The sequence below is a fragment of the Pseudomonas sp. G5(2012) genome (assembly GCF_000408945.1).
Taxonomy (GTDB): Bacteria; Pseudomonadota; Gammaproteobacteria; order Pseudomonadales; family Pseudomonadaceae; genus Aquipseudomonas; species Aquipseudomonas umsongensis.
Map to the genome: position 1 here is coordinate 1 of NZ_APIO01000018.1, position 15,625 is coordinate 15,625.

The 15,625-nt window shown below is 59.8% G+C and carries 14 protein-coding genes; 10 read left to right on the top strand and 4 right to left on the bottom strand.

Annotation, left to right across the window (positions count from 1 at the left end; all coding sequences use genetic code 11):
- Window positions 1–344: 344 nt before the first annotated feature.
- Together PG5_RS06600 and PG5_RS06605 are read right to left on the bottom strand one after the other, a co-directional pair.
- On the bottom strand, window positions 345–1,838 hold the full coding sequence (locus PG5_RS06600; RefSeq protein ID WP_020796322.1) for a CoA-acylating methylmalonate-semialdehyde dehydrogenase: 1,494 nt from the start codon (window positions 1,836–1,838) through the stop codon (window positions 345–347).
- Window positions 1,839–1,913: 75 nt separating this feature from the next.
- Window positions 1,914–3,263 carry an aspartate aminotransferase family protein gene (locus tag PG5_RS06605; RefSeq protein WP_020796323.1) on the bottom strand — a complete coding sequence of 450 codons (1,350 nt, stop codon included), beginning with the start codon at window positions 3,261–3,263 and terminating at the stop codon, window positions 1,914–1,916.
- Between the two features lie 137 nt (window positions 3,264–3,400).
- Here PG5_RS06605 and PG5_RS06610 point away from each other — a divergent pair, with 137 nt between their 5' ends.
- From PG5_RS06610 to PG5_RS06635, 6 genes are all read left to right on the top strand, one after another.
- Window positions 3,401–4,321 carry a LysR family transcriptional regulator gene (locus PG5_RS06610; RefSeq protein WP_020796324.1) on the top strand — a complete coding sequence of 307 codons (921 nt, stop codon included), beginning with the start codon at window positions 3,401–3,403 and terminating at the stop codon, window positions 4,319–4,321.
- A gap of 88 nt (window positions 4,322–4,409) precedes the next feature.
- The gene (locus tag PG5_RS06615) at window positions 4,410–5,060 is read left to right on the top strand and encodes a TetR/AcrR family transcriptional regulator (protein ID WP_020796325.1); all 651 of its coding nucleotides are present in this window, start codon (window positions 4,410–4,412) and stop codon (window positions 5,058–5,060) included.
- A 7-nt stretch (window positions 5,061–5,067) separates the two neighbouring features.
- Window positions 5,068–5,649: a YigZ family protein gene (locus PG5_RS06620; protein WP_020796326.1), complete on the top strand. Its 582-nt coding sequence runs from the start codon at window positions 5,068–5,070 to the stop codon at window positions 5,647–5,649.
- 604 nt (window positions 5,650–6,253) lie between these two features.
- A complete protein-coding gene (locus PG5_RS06625) occupies window positions 6,254–7,807 on the top strand; it encodes an ABC transporter ATP-binding protein (RefSeq protein WP_020796328.1) in 1,554 nt (517 codons plus the stop codon).
- Window positions 7,808–7,817: 10 nt separating this feature from the next.
- Complete coding sequence (locus tag PG5_RS06630; protein WP_020796329.1) at window positions 7,818–8,930, top strand: ABC transporter permease; 1,113 nt, start codon at window positions 7,818–7,820, stop codon at window positions 8,928–8,930.
- Entirely contained in the window at window positions 8,930–9,856 is a 927-nt protein-coding gene (locus tag PG5_RS06635) for an ABC transporter permease (protein ID WP_020796330.1), read from the top strand. Before PG5_RS06630 ends, PG5_RS06635 begins: the two co-directional genes overlap by 1 nt.
- A 62-nt stretch (window positions 9,857–9,918) precedes the next feature.
- On the opposite strand, the gene PG5_RS06640 is transcribed toward PG5_RS06635, so the two are convergent.
- On the bottom strand, window positions 9,919–10,359 hold the full coding sequence (locus PG5_RS06640; RefSeq protein ID WP_020796331.1) for a hypothetical protein: 441 nt from the start codon (window positions 10,357–10,359) through the stop codon (window positions 9,919–9,921).
- Window positions 10,360–10,443: 84 nt separating this feature from the next.
- Here PG5_RS06640 and PG5_RS06645 point away from each other — a divergent pair, with 84 nt between their 5' ends.
- The 3 genes from PG5_RS06645 to PG5_RS06655 all read left to right on the top strand — a co-directional run bounded on the left by PG5_RS06645 (window position 10,444) and on the right by PG5_RS06655 (window position 13,057).
- The gene (locus tag PG5_RS06645) at window positions 10,444–10,731 is read left to right on the top strand and encodes a MerR family DNA-binding protein (RefSeq protein WP_081648141.1); all 288 of its coding nucleotides are present in this window, start codon (window positions 10,444–10,446) and stop codon (window positions 10,729–10,731) included.
- An 18-nt stretch (window positions 10,732–10,749) separates the two neighbouring features.
- Window positions 10,750–11,433 (top strand): SDR family oxidoreductase, encoded by a 684-nt coding sequence (locus PG5_RS06650; protein ID WP_020796333.1) that lies wholly within the window; start codon window positions 10,750–10,752, stop codon window positions 11,431–11,433.
- A gap of 265 nt (window positions 11,434–11,698) precedes the next feature.
- A complete protein-coding gene (locus PG5_RS06655) occupies window positions 11,699–13,057 on the top strand; it encodes an 8-oxoguanine deaminase (protein ID WP_020796335.1) in 1,359 nt (452 codons plus the stop codon).
- Between the two features lie 96 nt (window positions 13,058–13,153).
- On the opposite strand, the gene PG5_RS06660 is transcribed toward PG5_RS06655, so the two are convergent.
- On the bottom strand, window positions 13,154–14,245 hold the full coding sequence (locus PG5_RS06660) for a calcium:proton antiporter (protein ID WP_020796336.1): 1,092 nt from the start codon (window positions 14,243–14,245) through the stop codon (window positions 13,154–13,156).
- 287 nt (window positions 14,246–14,532) lie between these two features.
- Between PG5_RS06660 and PG5_RS06665 the strand changes: the two genes are divergently transcribed.
- On the top strand, window positions 14,533–15,606 hold the full coding sequence (locus tag PG5_RS06665) for a BMP family ABC transporter substrate-binding protein (protein WP_020796338.1): 1,074 nt from the start codon (window positions 14,533–14,535) through the stop codon (window positions 15,604–15,606).
- Window positions 15,607–15,625 lie beyond the last annotated feature (19 nt).

The following is a 15,625-nucleotide window of genomic DNA, read 5'->3' on the forward strand; positions in this document are numbered from 1 at the left end:
AGTGATATTTTTCAGAAGCTTTCAAGGAAACCTTAACAACTTCAACCACTTGCGCTTCAGATCTCTCATCAGCGGGAGGCGAATTCTACAGCGTTACACGCTGCTGTCAACACCTCTTTTTCAACCTCCTTGGCACTTCGATGAACTGAAGCAACCTGCTGCCGAAAACTTCGTAACTCATTGTTTACCAAGGAGTTTTCCGTTTCGACTGCGCCGGAAGTGGGGCGAATTATAGGCTTCCAGAATCTGCGGTCAACCGCTATTTTCACAAAACTGTCATATAGGTATAAAAGCCCACAAAACAAAAGGCCGACCCTATGGGTCGGCCTTCTTTACCCTTCTACTTACAAGCTAGGGAAAGCGAACTGCGAAGCTTCATGGCTCGCACGCTGCGGCCAGCGTTGAGTGATGGCCTTGCGACGGGTGTAGAAACGCACACCATCCGGACCGTACGCATGCAGGTCACCGAACAGCGAACGTTTCCAACCACCAAAGCTGTGGTAAGCCACCGGCACCGGCAGCGGTACGTTGACGCCGACCATGCCCACTTCGATCTCGTCGCAGAACAAGCGTGCCGCTTCTCCGTCACGGGTGAAGATGCAGGTGCCGTTGCCATACTCGTGATCGTTGATCAGCTGCATCGCTTCTTCCAGGCTGTTGACCCGTACGACGCACAGCACTGGCCCGAAGATCTCCTCCTTATAGATACGCATTTCTGGCGTGACGTTGTCGAACAGGCAACCGCCCAGGAAGAAACCTTCCTCGTGACCATCAACGGTCAAGCCACGGCCATCCACCACCAGTGTCGCACCGGCGGCTACGCCGTCTTCTACATAACCGCTGACCTTGTCGCGTGCCTGGCCAGTCACCAGTGGGCCCATGTCCAGGCCGCAGCTGGTACCTGCACCGATTTTTAGTGCCTTGATCTGCGGCACCAGCTTGGCAACCAACGCGTCCGCCACCTGGTCGCCGACGCACACGGCTACCGAGATCGCCATGCAACGCTCGCCGCAAGAACCGTAGGCCGCGCCCATCAGTGCGCTGACGGCGTTGTCCAGGTCTGCATCCGGCATCAGCACCGCGTGGTTCTTCGCCCCGCCCAAGGCCTGCACGCGCTTGCCGCGCTTGGTACCTTCGCTATAGATGTATTCGGCGATCGGCGTAGAACCGACGAAGCTCAGCGCCTTGACTTCCGGTGCCTCGATCAAAGCGTCCACCGCCGTCTTGTCACCGTGCACCACACTCAGCACGCCTTTAGGCAGACCAGCCTCCAGCAGCAATTGCGCGATCAGCAGCGTAGAACTTGGGTCACGCTCGGACGGCTTGAGGATGAAGCAGTTGCCGCAAACGATCGCCAGCGGGTACATCCACAGCGGCACCATGGCCGGGAAGTTGAACGGCGTGATACCGGCCACAACACCCAACGGCTGGAAGTCGGACCATGCATCGATATTCGGGCCGACGTTGCGGCTGTATTCGCCCTTGAGGATTTCCGGTGCCGCGCAAGCGAACTCGACGTTCTCGATACCGCGCTTCAGCTCACCTGCCGCGTCTTCCAGCGTCTTGCCGTGTTCTTCGCTGATCAATTGAGCAATACGCGCTTCGTTCTGCTCCAGCAGTTGCTTGAAGCGGAACATTACTTGGGCACGTTTGGCCGGCGGCGTGTTGCGCCAAGCCGGGAATGCAGCCTTCGCGGCATCAATTGCGCTCTGGATGGTTTCGCGGGTGGCCAGCGGCAGTTTGTGGATAGCCTGACCGGTGGACGGGTTGAACACATCAACCGCGCGACCGTTCTCGGTGACCAGTTCGCCATTGATCAAATGCGGAATAACGCTCATGGAAGCTCCTGAAAAGTTGTCCACAGGCGCGCCCAAATCGCGCACCCGTTTCTTGTAGGTATATAGAAGAAGAAATCAGTCGATCTTGCCCAGCACTTCGCCGACCGCGTCGAACAGACGATCCAGGTCCTGCGGCTTGCTGTTGAACGTTGGGCCGAACTGCAGGGTGTCGCCGCCGAAACGCACGTAGAAACCTGCTTTCCACAAGGCCATGCCCGCTTCGAACGGGCGCACGATGGCGTCGCCGTCACGTGGCGCGATCTGGATCGCCCCCGCCAGGCCAAAGTTACGGATGTCGATGATGTTCTTGGTGCCCTTTAGGCCATGCAGCGCGTTTTCGAAATGCGGTGCGACTTCGGCGACGCTCTGTACCAGGTTTTCCTTTTGCAGCAGGTCGAGTGCTGCCAGGCCCGCTGCGCACGCCACCGGGTGCGCGGAATAGGTATAGCCGTGGGGGAATTCCACCGCGTATTCAGGCGTCGGCTGATTCATGAAGGTCTGGTAGATCTCGGAGCTGGCAATCACCGCGCCCATCGGGATCGCACCGTTGGTGACTTGCTTGGCGATGCACATCAGGTCTGGGGTAACGCCAAAGGTGTCGGCACCGAACATGTTGCCGGTACGGCCGAAACCGGTGATCACTTCGTCAAACACCAGCAGGATGCTGTGCTGATCACAGATCTCGCGCAGGCGCTTGAGGTAACCCTGTGGCGGCACCAGTACGCCAGCGGAACCGGCCATGGGCTCGACGAACACCGCCGCGATGTTCGAGGCATCGTGCAACTCGATCAGCTTGAGCAGTTCGTCAGCCAGGGCGATACCGCCCTGCTCCGGCATGCCACGGGAGAACGCATTGCTGGCCAACAAGGTGTGCGGCAGGTGATCGACGTCCATCATCGCCTGGCCGAAGAGCTTGCGGTTGCCGTTCACGCCACCGAGGCTGGTGCCGGCGATGTTCACGCCGTGATAGCCACGGGCACGGCCGATCATCTTGGTCTTGGTCGACTGGCCTTTGAGGCGCCAGTAGGCTCGCACCATTTTCACCGCCGTGTCGGCGCACTCGGAACCGGAGTCGGTGAAGAACACGTGGTTCAGGTTGCCCGGCGTCAGGTCGGTGATCTTTTCCGCCAGCTGGAACGACAGCGGATGGCCGTACTGAAAGCCCGGCGAGTAGTCGAGGGTACCCAGTTGCTTGGCCACCGCCTCCTGGATTTCCTTGCGGGTGTGCCCGGCGCCGCAGGTCCACAGGCCAGACAGCGAGTCATAGACTTTGCGGCCCTTGTCGTCGACCAGCCAACTGCCCTCGGCGCCAACGATCAAGCGTGGATCGCGCTGAAAGTTACGGTTGGCGGTGTACGGCATCCAGTGGGCATCGAGCTTGAGCTGGCTGGCCAGGGATGTCGGGGCGTTTTCAGGCAAGTTCATGGGTGAAACCTCGCAAGGCAATAAGCGCGTAGGGATTAAAAACCGCTGTTGCAGCTAAGTTGCCACGGGGATAAAGTCGGTGAAATCCAACTTTTGTAACCTTCAGTCAGCCCCTCACTAAACTATCGAGTAAGCGCATGAGCAGCCGTCGTCCCGATCCACTGGCACAAGTCAGCGACTTCGATATCCGTCTGCTGCGGATCTTTCGCAGCGTGGTCGAATGCGGCGGCTTCTCCGCGGCTGAAAGCGTGCTCGGCATCGGTCGATCAGCGATCAGCCAGCAAATGAGTGACCTGGAACAGCGCCTGGGTTTGCGTCTGTGCCAACGCGGGCGTGCCGGATTTTCCCTGACCGAAGAAGGTCGCGAGGTTTATCAGTCGGCGTTGCAACTATTGAGCGCACTGGAAAGTTTCCGCACCGAGGTCAACGGCCTGCACCAACATCTGCGCGGCGAGTTGACCATTGGCCTGACAGACAACCTGGTGACGCTGCCGCACATGCGCATTACCCATGCCCTGGCGCAATTGAAGGAACGCGGACCGGATGTGCAGATTCAGATCCGGATGATCGCGCCCAACGAAGTGGAGCAAGGCGTCCTCGACGGTCGACTGCACGTCGGTGTGGTGCCACAGGCGAGTGCGCTGTCCGGGCTGGAGTATCAACCGCTCTACAGCGAACGCTCGCTGCTGTATTGCGCGGTGGGCCACCCGCTGTTTTATGTCGATGACAGGCAACTGGACGATGCACGCCTCAATAGCCAGGACGCGATTGCCCCGACCTTCCGTTTGCCGGCGGACATCCAGGCTCATTATCAAGCGCTCAATTGCACCGCCAGCGCATCGGATCGTGAAGGCATGGCCTTTCTGATCCTGACCGGGCGCTATATCGGTTATCTGCCGGATCACTATGCGAGTCTTTGGGTGCAACAGGGACGCTTGCGGGCGCTGAAGGCCAAGACGCGTTTTTATGACCTGAGTCTTGCCTCGGTCACGCGTAAGGGGCGTCGTCCGCACCTGGTGCTGGAAAGCTTCCTGGAGAGCCTGGCCGCGACACGCTGACAGGGGTTTTTCTTAACGGGACTTGTCTGGAACCTGTGGGTGCGCTATCAACGTCAAGGCCCGCAACCCCTCTTGATCGGAAGTGCCCATGACCTTTGAAGTCCCAGCTCACAGCGGCAAGCCCGCCAGCCGCATTCGTCAGAAAAACGAAGAGACCATCATCAAGGCCGCCGAGGACGAGTTCGCCCGTCACGGGTTCAAGGGCACCAGCATGAACACCATTGCCCTGAATGCCGGCTTGCCCAAAGCGAACCTGCATTATTACTTCACCAACAAACTCGGTTTGTATGTGGCGGTGCTGAGCAACATCATCGAGTTGTGGGACAGCACCTTCAATACCCTGACCGCGCAAGACGACCCCGCCGAAGCCCTGACCCGCTATATCCGCGCGAAGATGGAGTTTTCCCGGCGCCAGCCGCAAGCGTCCCGAATCTTCGCCATGGAGGTCATCAGTGGCGGCGAATGCCTGACCGAATATTTCAACCAGGACTATCGCACCTGGTTCCAAGGCCGTGCAGCGGTGTTCCAGGCGTGGATTGACGCTGGCAAAATGGACCCGGTCGACCCGGTACACCTGATTTTCCTGCTGTGGGGCAGCACCCAGCATTACGCCGACTTCGCCACGCAGATCTGCCGGGTCAGCGGACGCAGCAAGCTGACCAAGCAGGACATGGAAGACGCCGGCAACAATCTGATCCGTATCATTCTCAAAGGCTGCGGCCTGACACCTTCCCTCTAAGACCACTATGCCTTTTACCCTCAGCGACTTTTGCGAATACCGCGAAGAGATTCGCAAAAGCCGCTTCATCACTTTTGCCGCGCCGATCGGCAGCCCCGCCGACGCCCAGGCCTTCATCGCCCAACACAGCGATCCAAACGCTACGCACAATTGCTGGGCGTGGAAGCTCGGCGATCAATACCGCAGTACCGACGACGGCGAGCCTGGCGGCACGGCTGGCCGACCGATTCTGGCGGCCATCGAGGCCCAGGATTGCGATCAGGTCGTCGTGCTGGTCATTCGCTGGTATGGCGGCATTCAACTGGGCACCGGCGGACTGGCCCGGGCCTATGGCGGCGGTGCCAACAAGTGCCTGCAAGCGGCGCCAAAGGTTGAGTTGATCAGTCGGGTGCCGGTGCGATGCGCTTGTGCGTTCAGTGAGCTGGCGTTGGTCAAGCTGCGCGTCGCGGAACTCGACGCACTGGTGGTGCAGGAGGATTTCACGGCCAATGGCGTTGAATTGCAGTTGGCGGTGGGTGCCGGGCAGATCGCCACATTGCAATCTCTACTCGCCGACTTAAGTCGTGGACGGATTTTGTTGCAGCGCTAGCAAGATCAAAAGATCGCGGCCTGCGGCAGCTTCTACAGGGAGAACGCTATCCCGTGTAGGAGCTGCCGCAAGCTGCGATCTTTTGGAGCACTGCGCTTTTTGCACTTATCGCCTAGTTGCCCACATCTGCTGTGCACCCGCCTGTGGATAACCTGAGCACATACCGCTGTAACCCTTCTGTCATGCGGCTTTGCGGGCTTTGCTCATTTTTCGTCCATTTCCTCTTTAAAACTGCTAAATACAAATGAAAACAATCAGTTAGGTTGGTTTAGCACTTTTAGAAGAAAGCCGCCCCGCGCTTATGCCCACCCTTTGAGCTTGCGCACAAATACTGTGGAACAATCTGTGGATAACCCGTTCATGGCTGGCGCGGCTGCATATCGGGCATGGCTTGCGGTCATGTGCTCATTTTTTGATCAAAGGCAGATGCGCAAAACGGGAGCGGATCAACGGTGTTGCACTCAAGTGGTGCCTGCTTCGCGATCAACCCCAACACGGCAGCGAGCGCAATGCCCTGACACAAGGACTTCCAGAATATTTCCTGACCTGATGGCCAGAAAATTGCTTTATCCAAAGGCATCAATTCAATCGAATCGAGCCTGTCATGCCCACCGCCGATCCAACGCCCCGTCTGCAACTGAGCAACATCAGTAAACGCTACCCCGGCTGCCTGGCCAACGATGCCATCGACCTGACTATCGCCCCCGGTGAAATCCACGCGTTGCTCGGCGAAAACGGTGCCGGCAAAAGCACCTTGATGAAAATCATCTACGGCGTCGTCCATGCCGATGCTGGCGAGATTTTCTGGCATGGCCAGCCCGTGAACCTGCGCAATCCGGCCCAGGCTCGCGAACTGGGGATCGGCATGGTGTTCCAGCACTTCTCGCTGTTCGAAACCCTGAGCGTGGCGCAGAACATCGCACTGGCCATGGGGGCGGCGGCAGGCTCGCCCAGCCAGCTTGAACGCAAGATTGATGATGTGTCACAACGCTACGGCATGTCGCTGGAGCCGCAGCGACTGGTGCACAGCCTGTCCATCGGCGAACGGCAACGGGTGGAAATTATTCGCTGCCTGATGCAGGACATCCGCTTGTTGATTCTCGACGAACCGACCTCGGTGCTGACTCCGCAGGAGGCCGAGGACTTGTTCGTGACCCTGCGTCGACTGGCCGCCGAGGGCTGCAGCATTTTGTTCATCAGCCACAAACTCGCCGAAGTGCGCGCGCTTTGCCACAGCGCTACCGTGTTGCGCGGCGGGCGAGTCGCCGGGCATTGCGTACCGGCCGACTACTCGGATCGGCAACTGGCGTGCCTGATGGTTGGCGAAGCGGCGGAGTTGATCGACGATTACACGAAGGTGGCCGGCAGCGATGTTTTTTTGAACATACAAGGTTTGTCGTGGCACAACCCGGACCCGTTCGGTTGCTCGCTCAAGGCCATCGACCTTGCCGTGCGCAGCGGTGAAATCGTCGGCATCGCCGGTGTCGCCGGCAATGGTCAGGACGAGCTGCTGGCGTTGCTCAGCGGCGAAGAACGACTGAGCCGCAATGAGGCTGCAACCATCAGCTTTGGCGGCGAACCGGTTGCGCATCTACGTGCCGATGCCCGTCGCCAACGCGGAATGGCTTTCGTTCCGGCCGAACGACTGGGGCATGGCGCCGTGCCGGATCTGAGCCTGGCGGACAACGCCCTGCTCAGCGCATTCCAGCACGGTCTGGTGAGCAAGGGGCTGATCCAGCGCAGCAAGGTCCAGGCGCTCGCGCAAGAGATCATTCGCCGCTTCGGGGTCAAGACTTCCGGCCCCCATGCACCAGCCCGCAGCCTATCTGGCGGTAACTTGCAGAAATTCATTCTGGGCCGGGAAATACTTCAACAACCGAAATTGCTGGTGGCTGCGCACCCGACCTGGGGCGTGGATGTCGGCGCGGCCGCGACCATTCACCGGGCGCTAATTGCTCTGCGCGATGCCGGCGCGGCAATCCTGGTGATTTCCGAAGACCTCGAAGAATTGTTCCAGATCAGCGACCGCCTCGGCGCCTTGTGCAGCGGCCAGTTATCACCGCTCAAGGCCACAGTCGACACTCGCCTGACCGATGTCGGTGGCTGGATGGCCGGCCAGTTCGACGCCCCTCAATTGCCCGCCTACGCCACACGCTAACGGAGTTCACATGCTGCTTTCTCTTGAACCACGTGGCCAGCAATCGAGCCTGATGCTGTGGTGCTCGCCGTTGTTGGCGGCGGCCCTGACCCTGGGCAGTGGCTCATTGCTGTTTATCGCCTTGGGCCACGATCCATTGCTGACTTTGCATACGCTGTTGGTCGCGCCGATCAGCGACCTGTACGGGCTCTCCGAGTGGCTGGTCAAAGCGTTACCAATTCTGCTCTGCGCGCTGGGCCTGGCCGTTGCCTACCAGGCGCGGATCTGGAACATCGGCGCCGAAGGCCAACTGCTGCTCGGCGCCTTGGCCGGCAGCGTGCTGGCGGTGAACTTCATCGAGGTGCAAAGCCGCTGGGCACTGTTCGTGATCCTGCTTGCCGGAACCCTGGCCGGTGCCGCGTGGGCAGGGCTGACAGCGTGGTTGCGAACTCGCTTCAACGCCAATGAAATCCTCACCAGCATCATGCTCAACTACATCGCGTTGAACCTGCTGTTGTATTGCGTCCACGGTCCGCTGAAAGATCCGCAGGGTTTCAATTTTCCGCAGTCGGCGATGTTCGGTGACGCCAGCCGCTTGCCACTGTTAATGGAAGACGGTCGAATTCACGCAGGCGTGTACTTCGCCCTGCTCGCCCTGGTGGCGGTGTGGGTGCTGTTGCACAAAAGCTTCGTCGGGTTCCAGATCAAAGTGCTTGGGCTGGACAAGCGCGCGGCTGGCTTCGCCGGCTTTCGAGAAAAACGCCTGGTCTGGCTGGTGCTGTTGGTCAGCGGTGGCCTCGCGGGCTTGGCGGGTGCATGTGAGGTGACCGGGCCGATCGGGCAATTGGTACCGCAAGTGTCCCCGGGCTACGGCTACGCAGCGATCACCGTAGCGTTTCTCGGGCGCTTGAACCCGGTTGGCATTCTCGTTTCCAGCTTGTTGATGGCGTTGCTTTACATCGGTGGCGAGAGTGCGCAAATGAGCTTGAACCTGCCGCAAGCGATCACCCAACTGTTCCAGGGGATGATGCTGTTTTTCCTGCTGGCCTGTGATGTGCTGATTCTCTACCGCCCCCGCTTGAACCTGCGCAGGAAACGCCGTGCACTCGCCACTGCCGTACAACAACAAGTAGGGGCCCTGTGATGGATATCGATCTGCTGAGTAACATTTTCTACGCCATGGTTCGCTGCGGTACACCGCTGTTGCTGGTGGCGCTGGGCGAACTGGTCTGCGAGAAAAGCGGCGTACTCAATCTGGGCCAGGAAGGGATGATGCTGTTTGGCGCGGTGATGGGGTTCATCATCGCGTTCAGCACCGGCAACCTGTGGCTCGGCGTATTGCTGGCGATGTTCGCCGGGATGCTGTTGTCATCGTTGTTCGCTCTGGTGGCGCTGGTCTTCAATGCCAACCAGGTCGCCACGGGGCTGGCCCTGACGATCTTCGGCGTGGGGTTGTCGAGCTTTGTCGGTGCGGCGTGGGTTGGCAAACCGCTAACGGGCTTCGAGCCGGTGGCACTCCCTTATTTGAGCGAGATACCGCTGATCGGACGGATGCTGTTCGCCCAGGATCTGCTGGTGTACCTGTCATTCGCGCTGTTTGCGCTGGTGGCCTGGGTGACGCTGCAGACCCGCGTCGGGCTGATCATCCAGGCGGTCGGGGAAAACCCGGATGCGGCCAGCGCAATGGGTTTGCCGGTGTTGGCCGTGCGCGCATTGGCGGTGTTGTTTGGCGGCGCGATGGCGGGACTTGCCGGCGCGTACCTATCGCTGGCCTACACACCGATGTGGGCGGAAAACATGAGCGCCGGCCGCGGCTGGATTGCCCTGGCGCTGGTGGTATTCGCCAGTTGGCGGGTATGGCGCTTGCTGCTGGGCGCGTACCTGTTCGGACTCGCCAGCATCCTGCACCTGGTGGCGCAAGGGCTGGGGCTGGCGATTCCATCGAGTTTGCTGGCGATGCTGCCGTATGTGGCGACCATTGTGGTGCTGGTGCTGCTGTCCCGGGACAAGGTGCGCACACGATTGTATGCGCCGGTTTCATTGGGGCAGCCGTGGCAGGCTGGGCATTAGCAGTTGTCTGGTCTGGCCTCTTCGCGGGCAAGCCCGCTCCCACATATGCGCGTGCGCCGCTATTAATGTGTCTGGCGCAGTCCCTGTGGGAGCGGGCTTGCCCGCGAAGAGGCCCGCACTGGCAACACTTGAGCAATGCCCCACATCAATTCAAACACCAGAAAAATCACCAGCAGCGAACTCACACCATGGATCAGGGCATAAGCCTGCCAAGCCGAGAACAGGAATCTGGCCACGGCGTCATACCGCCCATAAACCTGCTGCGGATCACGAATGCGCAGCACCGCCCACACGCAGACTATCGAGCCCAATAGATTCGCCATCAACACGTGCATCGGTTCGAACGGCGGTAGCTCGCCTGATAGATTGAAAGCCTGGCTCAAGCTCAACAAAAGCCCGTGCACCGCGGCAAAACTCCATGGCGTGGCAAACGCTGCCATAACGATCAGGTCATACCAGGCACTGCCGCGAACCAAGCGGCGATATTGCATTGAAGTCCACATCGATATTGCTCCATCAATTTCCGGGAGCAACCAGGCTAAAGCCTGGAGTATGCTCCAGGGTCAAGCCCTCGAAGATACGTGATGATGCGCATCGGTGAATTAGCCCAGGCCAGCGCCGTCAGCCGCGACCCGGCAGACAGGGTGCAGCTGGTGCAGTACATCAAGACCGCTCAACGGCTGGGCTTTAACTTCGGCGAGATCGGCCACAGCGTCGGCGCCATCTGGCAGTCGCCCGATCCGGACAGTGCCATCACACGATTGCTGCAAGACAAGCTCAAACTGATCGAAGCGCGCATGTCCGAACTGGGCGCATTGCGCGATGAGTTGCAACAACGGCTTGGACAAGATTGTCCATTGAATCCACGTCCCTGAACCTCAAGGAAGCCACACATGTCCAGAACCGCACTGATCATCGGTGCCTCCCGCGGCCTTGGCCTCGGCCTGGTGAAAACCCTGCTTGCCGACGGCTGGCAAGTGACCGCCACTGTGCGCAATCCGCAAAACGCCGAGGCCCTCAAGGCATTGGGCAAGGTGCGGATCGAGAAACTCGACATGGACGATCAGCAAGCGGTGATCATGCTGAGCCAGAAACTCAAGGACGAAGTGTTTGACCTGCTGTTCGTCAACGCCGGGGTGAAAGGCCCTGAGGTGCAGACACCAAACGGCGGCGCGACCCTGGCCGAGGTTGGCCAACTGTTCTTCACCAATGCCGTTGCGCCGATCAACCTGGCGCAACGCTTTGTAGGGCAAATCCGCCCGGACAACGGCGTGCTGGCCTTCATGAGTTCGGTGTTGGGCAGCGTGACCATGCCAGACGCGCCGGAACTGGCGCTGTACAAGGCCAGCAAGGCTGCACTCAATTCCATGACCAACAGCTTCGTCACGCAGTTGGGCGAAACCAGCCTTACCGTACTGTCGCTGCATCCGGGCTGGGTGAAAACCGACATGGGCGGTGAAGGTGCTGACATCGATGTGGACACCAGCACACGCGGACTGATTGACCAGGTGAATGCGTATGCCGGCAAGGGCGGGCATCACTTCATCAACTACAGGGGTGAAACCATTCCCTGGTAACCACCGCCGTCCACTGTAGGAGCGAGCCTGCTCGCGATGGACGCCAAAGATGACGCGGGCTTTCTGGATGCCCGCGTTGTCTGGACGTTTTTCGCGAGCATGCTCGCTCCTGCAAGGGTTTTACGTTGTCTGGTCGGACCGGGCTTGCCCGCGACACCGTTTTGATTAAAACTTGGCACCTCGCCTCCCCGGCGACCCTGGATCAGCAGACAGGGCAACACTGAGCTGGCAACCCTGAACCCAACTTTCAGAGGAGCCGGCCAACATGCCTGCGACCCGTACCTGGTTAAAAAATCCCCTCGCCATTTTTACAGCCAACGACCTCGACGCCCGTGGCGGCCTGGTGCTGCAAGACGGTCTGATCGTCGAAGTACTTGGCCTCGGCCAACAGCCCTCCGCGCCGTGCAATGAAGTATTCGATGCCCGCGAGCATGTGATCCTGCCGGGGCTGATCAACACCCATCACCACTTCTATCAAACCCTGACCCGCGCCTGGGCACCCGTGGTCAACCAGCCTTTGTTTCCGTGGCTGAAAACCCTGTACCCGGTCTGGGCACGCCTGACACCGGAAAAGCTCGCCCTCGCCACCAAAGTCGCCCTGGCTGAACTGCTGTTGTCCGGTTGCACCACGGCCGCCGACCACCACTACCTGTTCCCCGAAGGCCTGGAAAATGCGATCGATGTACAAGTCGAGAGCGTTCGCGAACTGGGCATGCGCGCCATGCTGACGCGCGGCTCCATGAGCCTGGGTGAAAAGGACGGAGGCCTGCCGCCGCAGCAAACCGTGCAGGAAGGTGAAGTGATCCTAGCCGATAGCCAGCGCTTGATCGCCGAGTACCACGAACGTGGCGAAGGCGCGCAAATCCAGATCGCCCTGGCGCCCTGCTCCCCCTTCTCCGTCACCCCGCAAATCATGTCTGCCAGCGCCGAACTGGCGAACAACCTCGACGTGCGCCTGCACACGCACCTGGCGGAAACCCTCGACGAAGAAGATTTCTGCCTGCAGCGCTTTGGCCTGCGCACCGTCGATTACCTGGACAGCGTCGGCTGGCTCGGACCGCGTACCTGGCTGGCACACGGCATCCACTTCAACCCGGATGAAATCGCCCGCCTTGGCGCCGCCGGAACGGGTATTTGCCATTGCCCGAGCTCGAACATGCGCCTGGCCTCCGGCATCTGCCCGACCATCGAGCTGACCGATGCCGGCGCGTTGCTCGGTCTTGGCGTGGACGGTTCTGCCTCCAACGATGCGTCGAACATGATGCTCGAAACCCGTCAGGCGTTGTACATCCAGCGTCTGCGCTACGGTGCCGAGAAAATCACACCAGAGCGCGTACTGGGCTGGGCGACCAAAGGCTCGGCCAGTTTGCTTGGGCGCAGCGACATCGGTGAAATCGCCGTGGGCAAACAAGCTGACCTGGCGCTGTTCAAACTCGACGAGTTGCGCTTCTCCGGCAGCCACGATCCGGTATCGGCACTGCTCTTGTGCGGCGCGGACCGTGCGGACCGGGTGATGGTCGGCGGCAAGTGGCGAGTGATCGACGGGCAGGTCGAGGGGCTGGACCTGAAGGGATTGATTGCCGATCACAGCCAGGCGGCTCGGCAGTTGATCGCGGGCGTCTGACCCAACACCGATCCACTGTAGGAGCTGGCGCAGCCTGCGATCTTTTGATTTTGCTTCTAAAAAACAAGATCAAAAGATCGCAGGCTGCGCCAGCTCCTACAGACCCAACAACGACAACATGATGAACGTCGCAAACAGCACAAAGTGAGTCATCCCTTCGATGGCGTTGGTTTCGCCATCGTTGAGGTTGATCGCACTGACGATCAGGGTGATGAAGATCATCACCGTCTGCACCGGGGTCATCGCCATCTGGAACGGCTGCCCGGTATAGAGCGCCATTGCTTCCATCACCGGCACCGTCAGGATCACCGTCGACAGCGACGCCCCCAACGCGATGTTGACCACCGACTGCATGCGGTTGGCCAATGCTGCGCGCAATGCCGTCAGAATTTCCGGGGCAGCCGAAATGGCCGCCACCAGAATCGCCGTGATCACCGGCGGTGCGCCCGTCCCTTCCAGCCCCAGGTCGAGGGTCTTGGACATCACTTCGGCCAGGGCACCGATCACCACCACACCGAACACCAGGATGCCGATCGACAATGTCAGGCTGATCGGTGCCGGCTCCTGCTCCAGCGGTTCCTTCTTGCGGCGTTTTTCCGGGTAGCTGTAGCTGAAAAAATAACTGTGCGGCCCGACCTGCATCCGCAGGAACAAGGCGTAAAGCACCACCATCGCGCCAATGGTGAACGCCGAATAGAGCTTCCAGTCGCCTTTGGGAATGAACTCCGGCACCACCATCGACACACCCATCGCGGTCAGGATCATCACGCTGTAGCTGCGCGCCGAATCGTCGTTGTAGGACTGTTCGCCATGCTTGAGCCCACCCATCAACGCCGCCAGGCCGAGGATGCCATTGATGTCGAGCATGACGGCTGAGTAAATCGTGTCGCGCACCAACGTAGCCGACGCTTCGTTGCTCATCATGATCGCCAGGATCACCACTTCCACCAGCACCGCGGCCAAGGTCAGGATCATCGTGCCGTAAGGGTCGCCGACCTTTTCCGCGAGCAGTTCGGCTTGATGGGCGACACGCATGGAGGCGGCGACGATGAATGCGATCAGCACCAGCCCGCCAGCCAGCGCGATCGCCTGGCCGCTGTGCAGCAACCAGTGCTCCAGCGGGAAAGCCACGAGTGCGGCGATCAAGGCCAGTAGCAGAAAGGTTTCTTGCTTGAGAATCGTGAGCATGTCGGGCCTTTTGCCGAGGAGGTGCGATATGCGACTGACTGCAACGCGGCGATAACGTTTCGTTTCACCTTAGCGCACCAGTGGATGGCGCCTCTTTAAGGTCATGCACTTTTTTCGACCTTGCAGCCCTCATCGCGAGCAGGCTCGCTCCCACAGGTAATCGCGTTTCCATGTGGGAGCGAGCCTGCTCGCGATAGCCATCACACGGTTTCCCTGGCATTTGTTGTCCGGTTGGTCAGGCTTTTGCATTGACCCTCTCCACACACAACAAAAGGGAGTTCGAATTCATGCAAATACGTCCACTGCACACACTGCTGTGCGCCGCCATCGGCCTCGGGATCAGCCTCGGCGCCTTTGCCGCTGAGCCACTGAAAGTAGGCTTTGTCTACATTGGTCCTATCGGTGACCACGGCTGGACGTACCAGCATGAACAGGGACGCCAGGCACTGGCGCAAAAGCTTGGCGACCGAATCACCACCAACTATGTGGAAAACGTTGCCGAAGGCGCGGACGCCGAGCGAGTGATCCGCAACATGGCCAAGGACAAGTACGACCTGATCTTCACGACCTCATTCGGCTACATGAACCCGACACTCAAGGTCGCCAAACAGTTTCCCAATGTGACGTTCGAACACGCCACCGGCTACAAGCAGGACAAGAACCTGGGCACCTACCTGGCGCGCACTTATGAAGGTCGCTACGTCGGCGGTTTCCTTGCGGCAAAGATGACCAAAAGCAAAAAGATCGGCTACGTCGCCTCGTTCCCGATCCCGGAAGTGATCCGCGACATCAACGCCATTCAACTGGCCCTGAACAAGTACAACCCGGGCACTGAAATCAAAGTGGTGTGGGTCAATTCCTGGTTCGATCCGGGCAAGGAAGCCGATGCCGCCAACGCGCTGATCGACCAGGGCGTGGACGTGGTGTTCCAGCACACCGACAGCCCGGCGCCGATCCAGGCGGCTGAACGTCGCGGCGTGTATGCGGTGGGCTACGCTTCGGACATGGCGCACTTCGGCCCCAAGGCGGTACTGACCTCCATCGTCAACGACTGGGCGCCGCATTACCTTCAAGCAACCCAAAGCGTGATCGACCACAGCTGGAAAACCCAGGATTACTGGGGTGGCCTCAAGGAAGGCACCGTTGAACTGCCGATCAGCGACCTGGTACCGGCGGCGGTGAAGACTGAAGCGGAGCAGATCATCGCCGACATCAAGAGCGGCACGTTGCAGCCGTTTACCGGGCCGATCAAGGACCAGGCCGGGGTCGAGAAAATACCGGCGGGTGTCAGCGCGACGAATACGGAACTGGCATCGATGAATTATTACGTGGAAGGCATGAAGGCGGACATGCCCAAGTAGTACCCCACCCCGTGTAGGA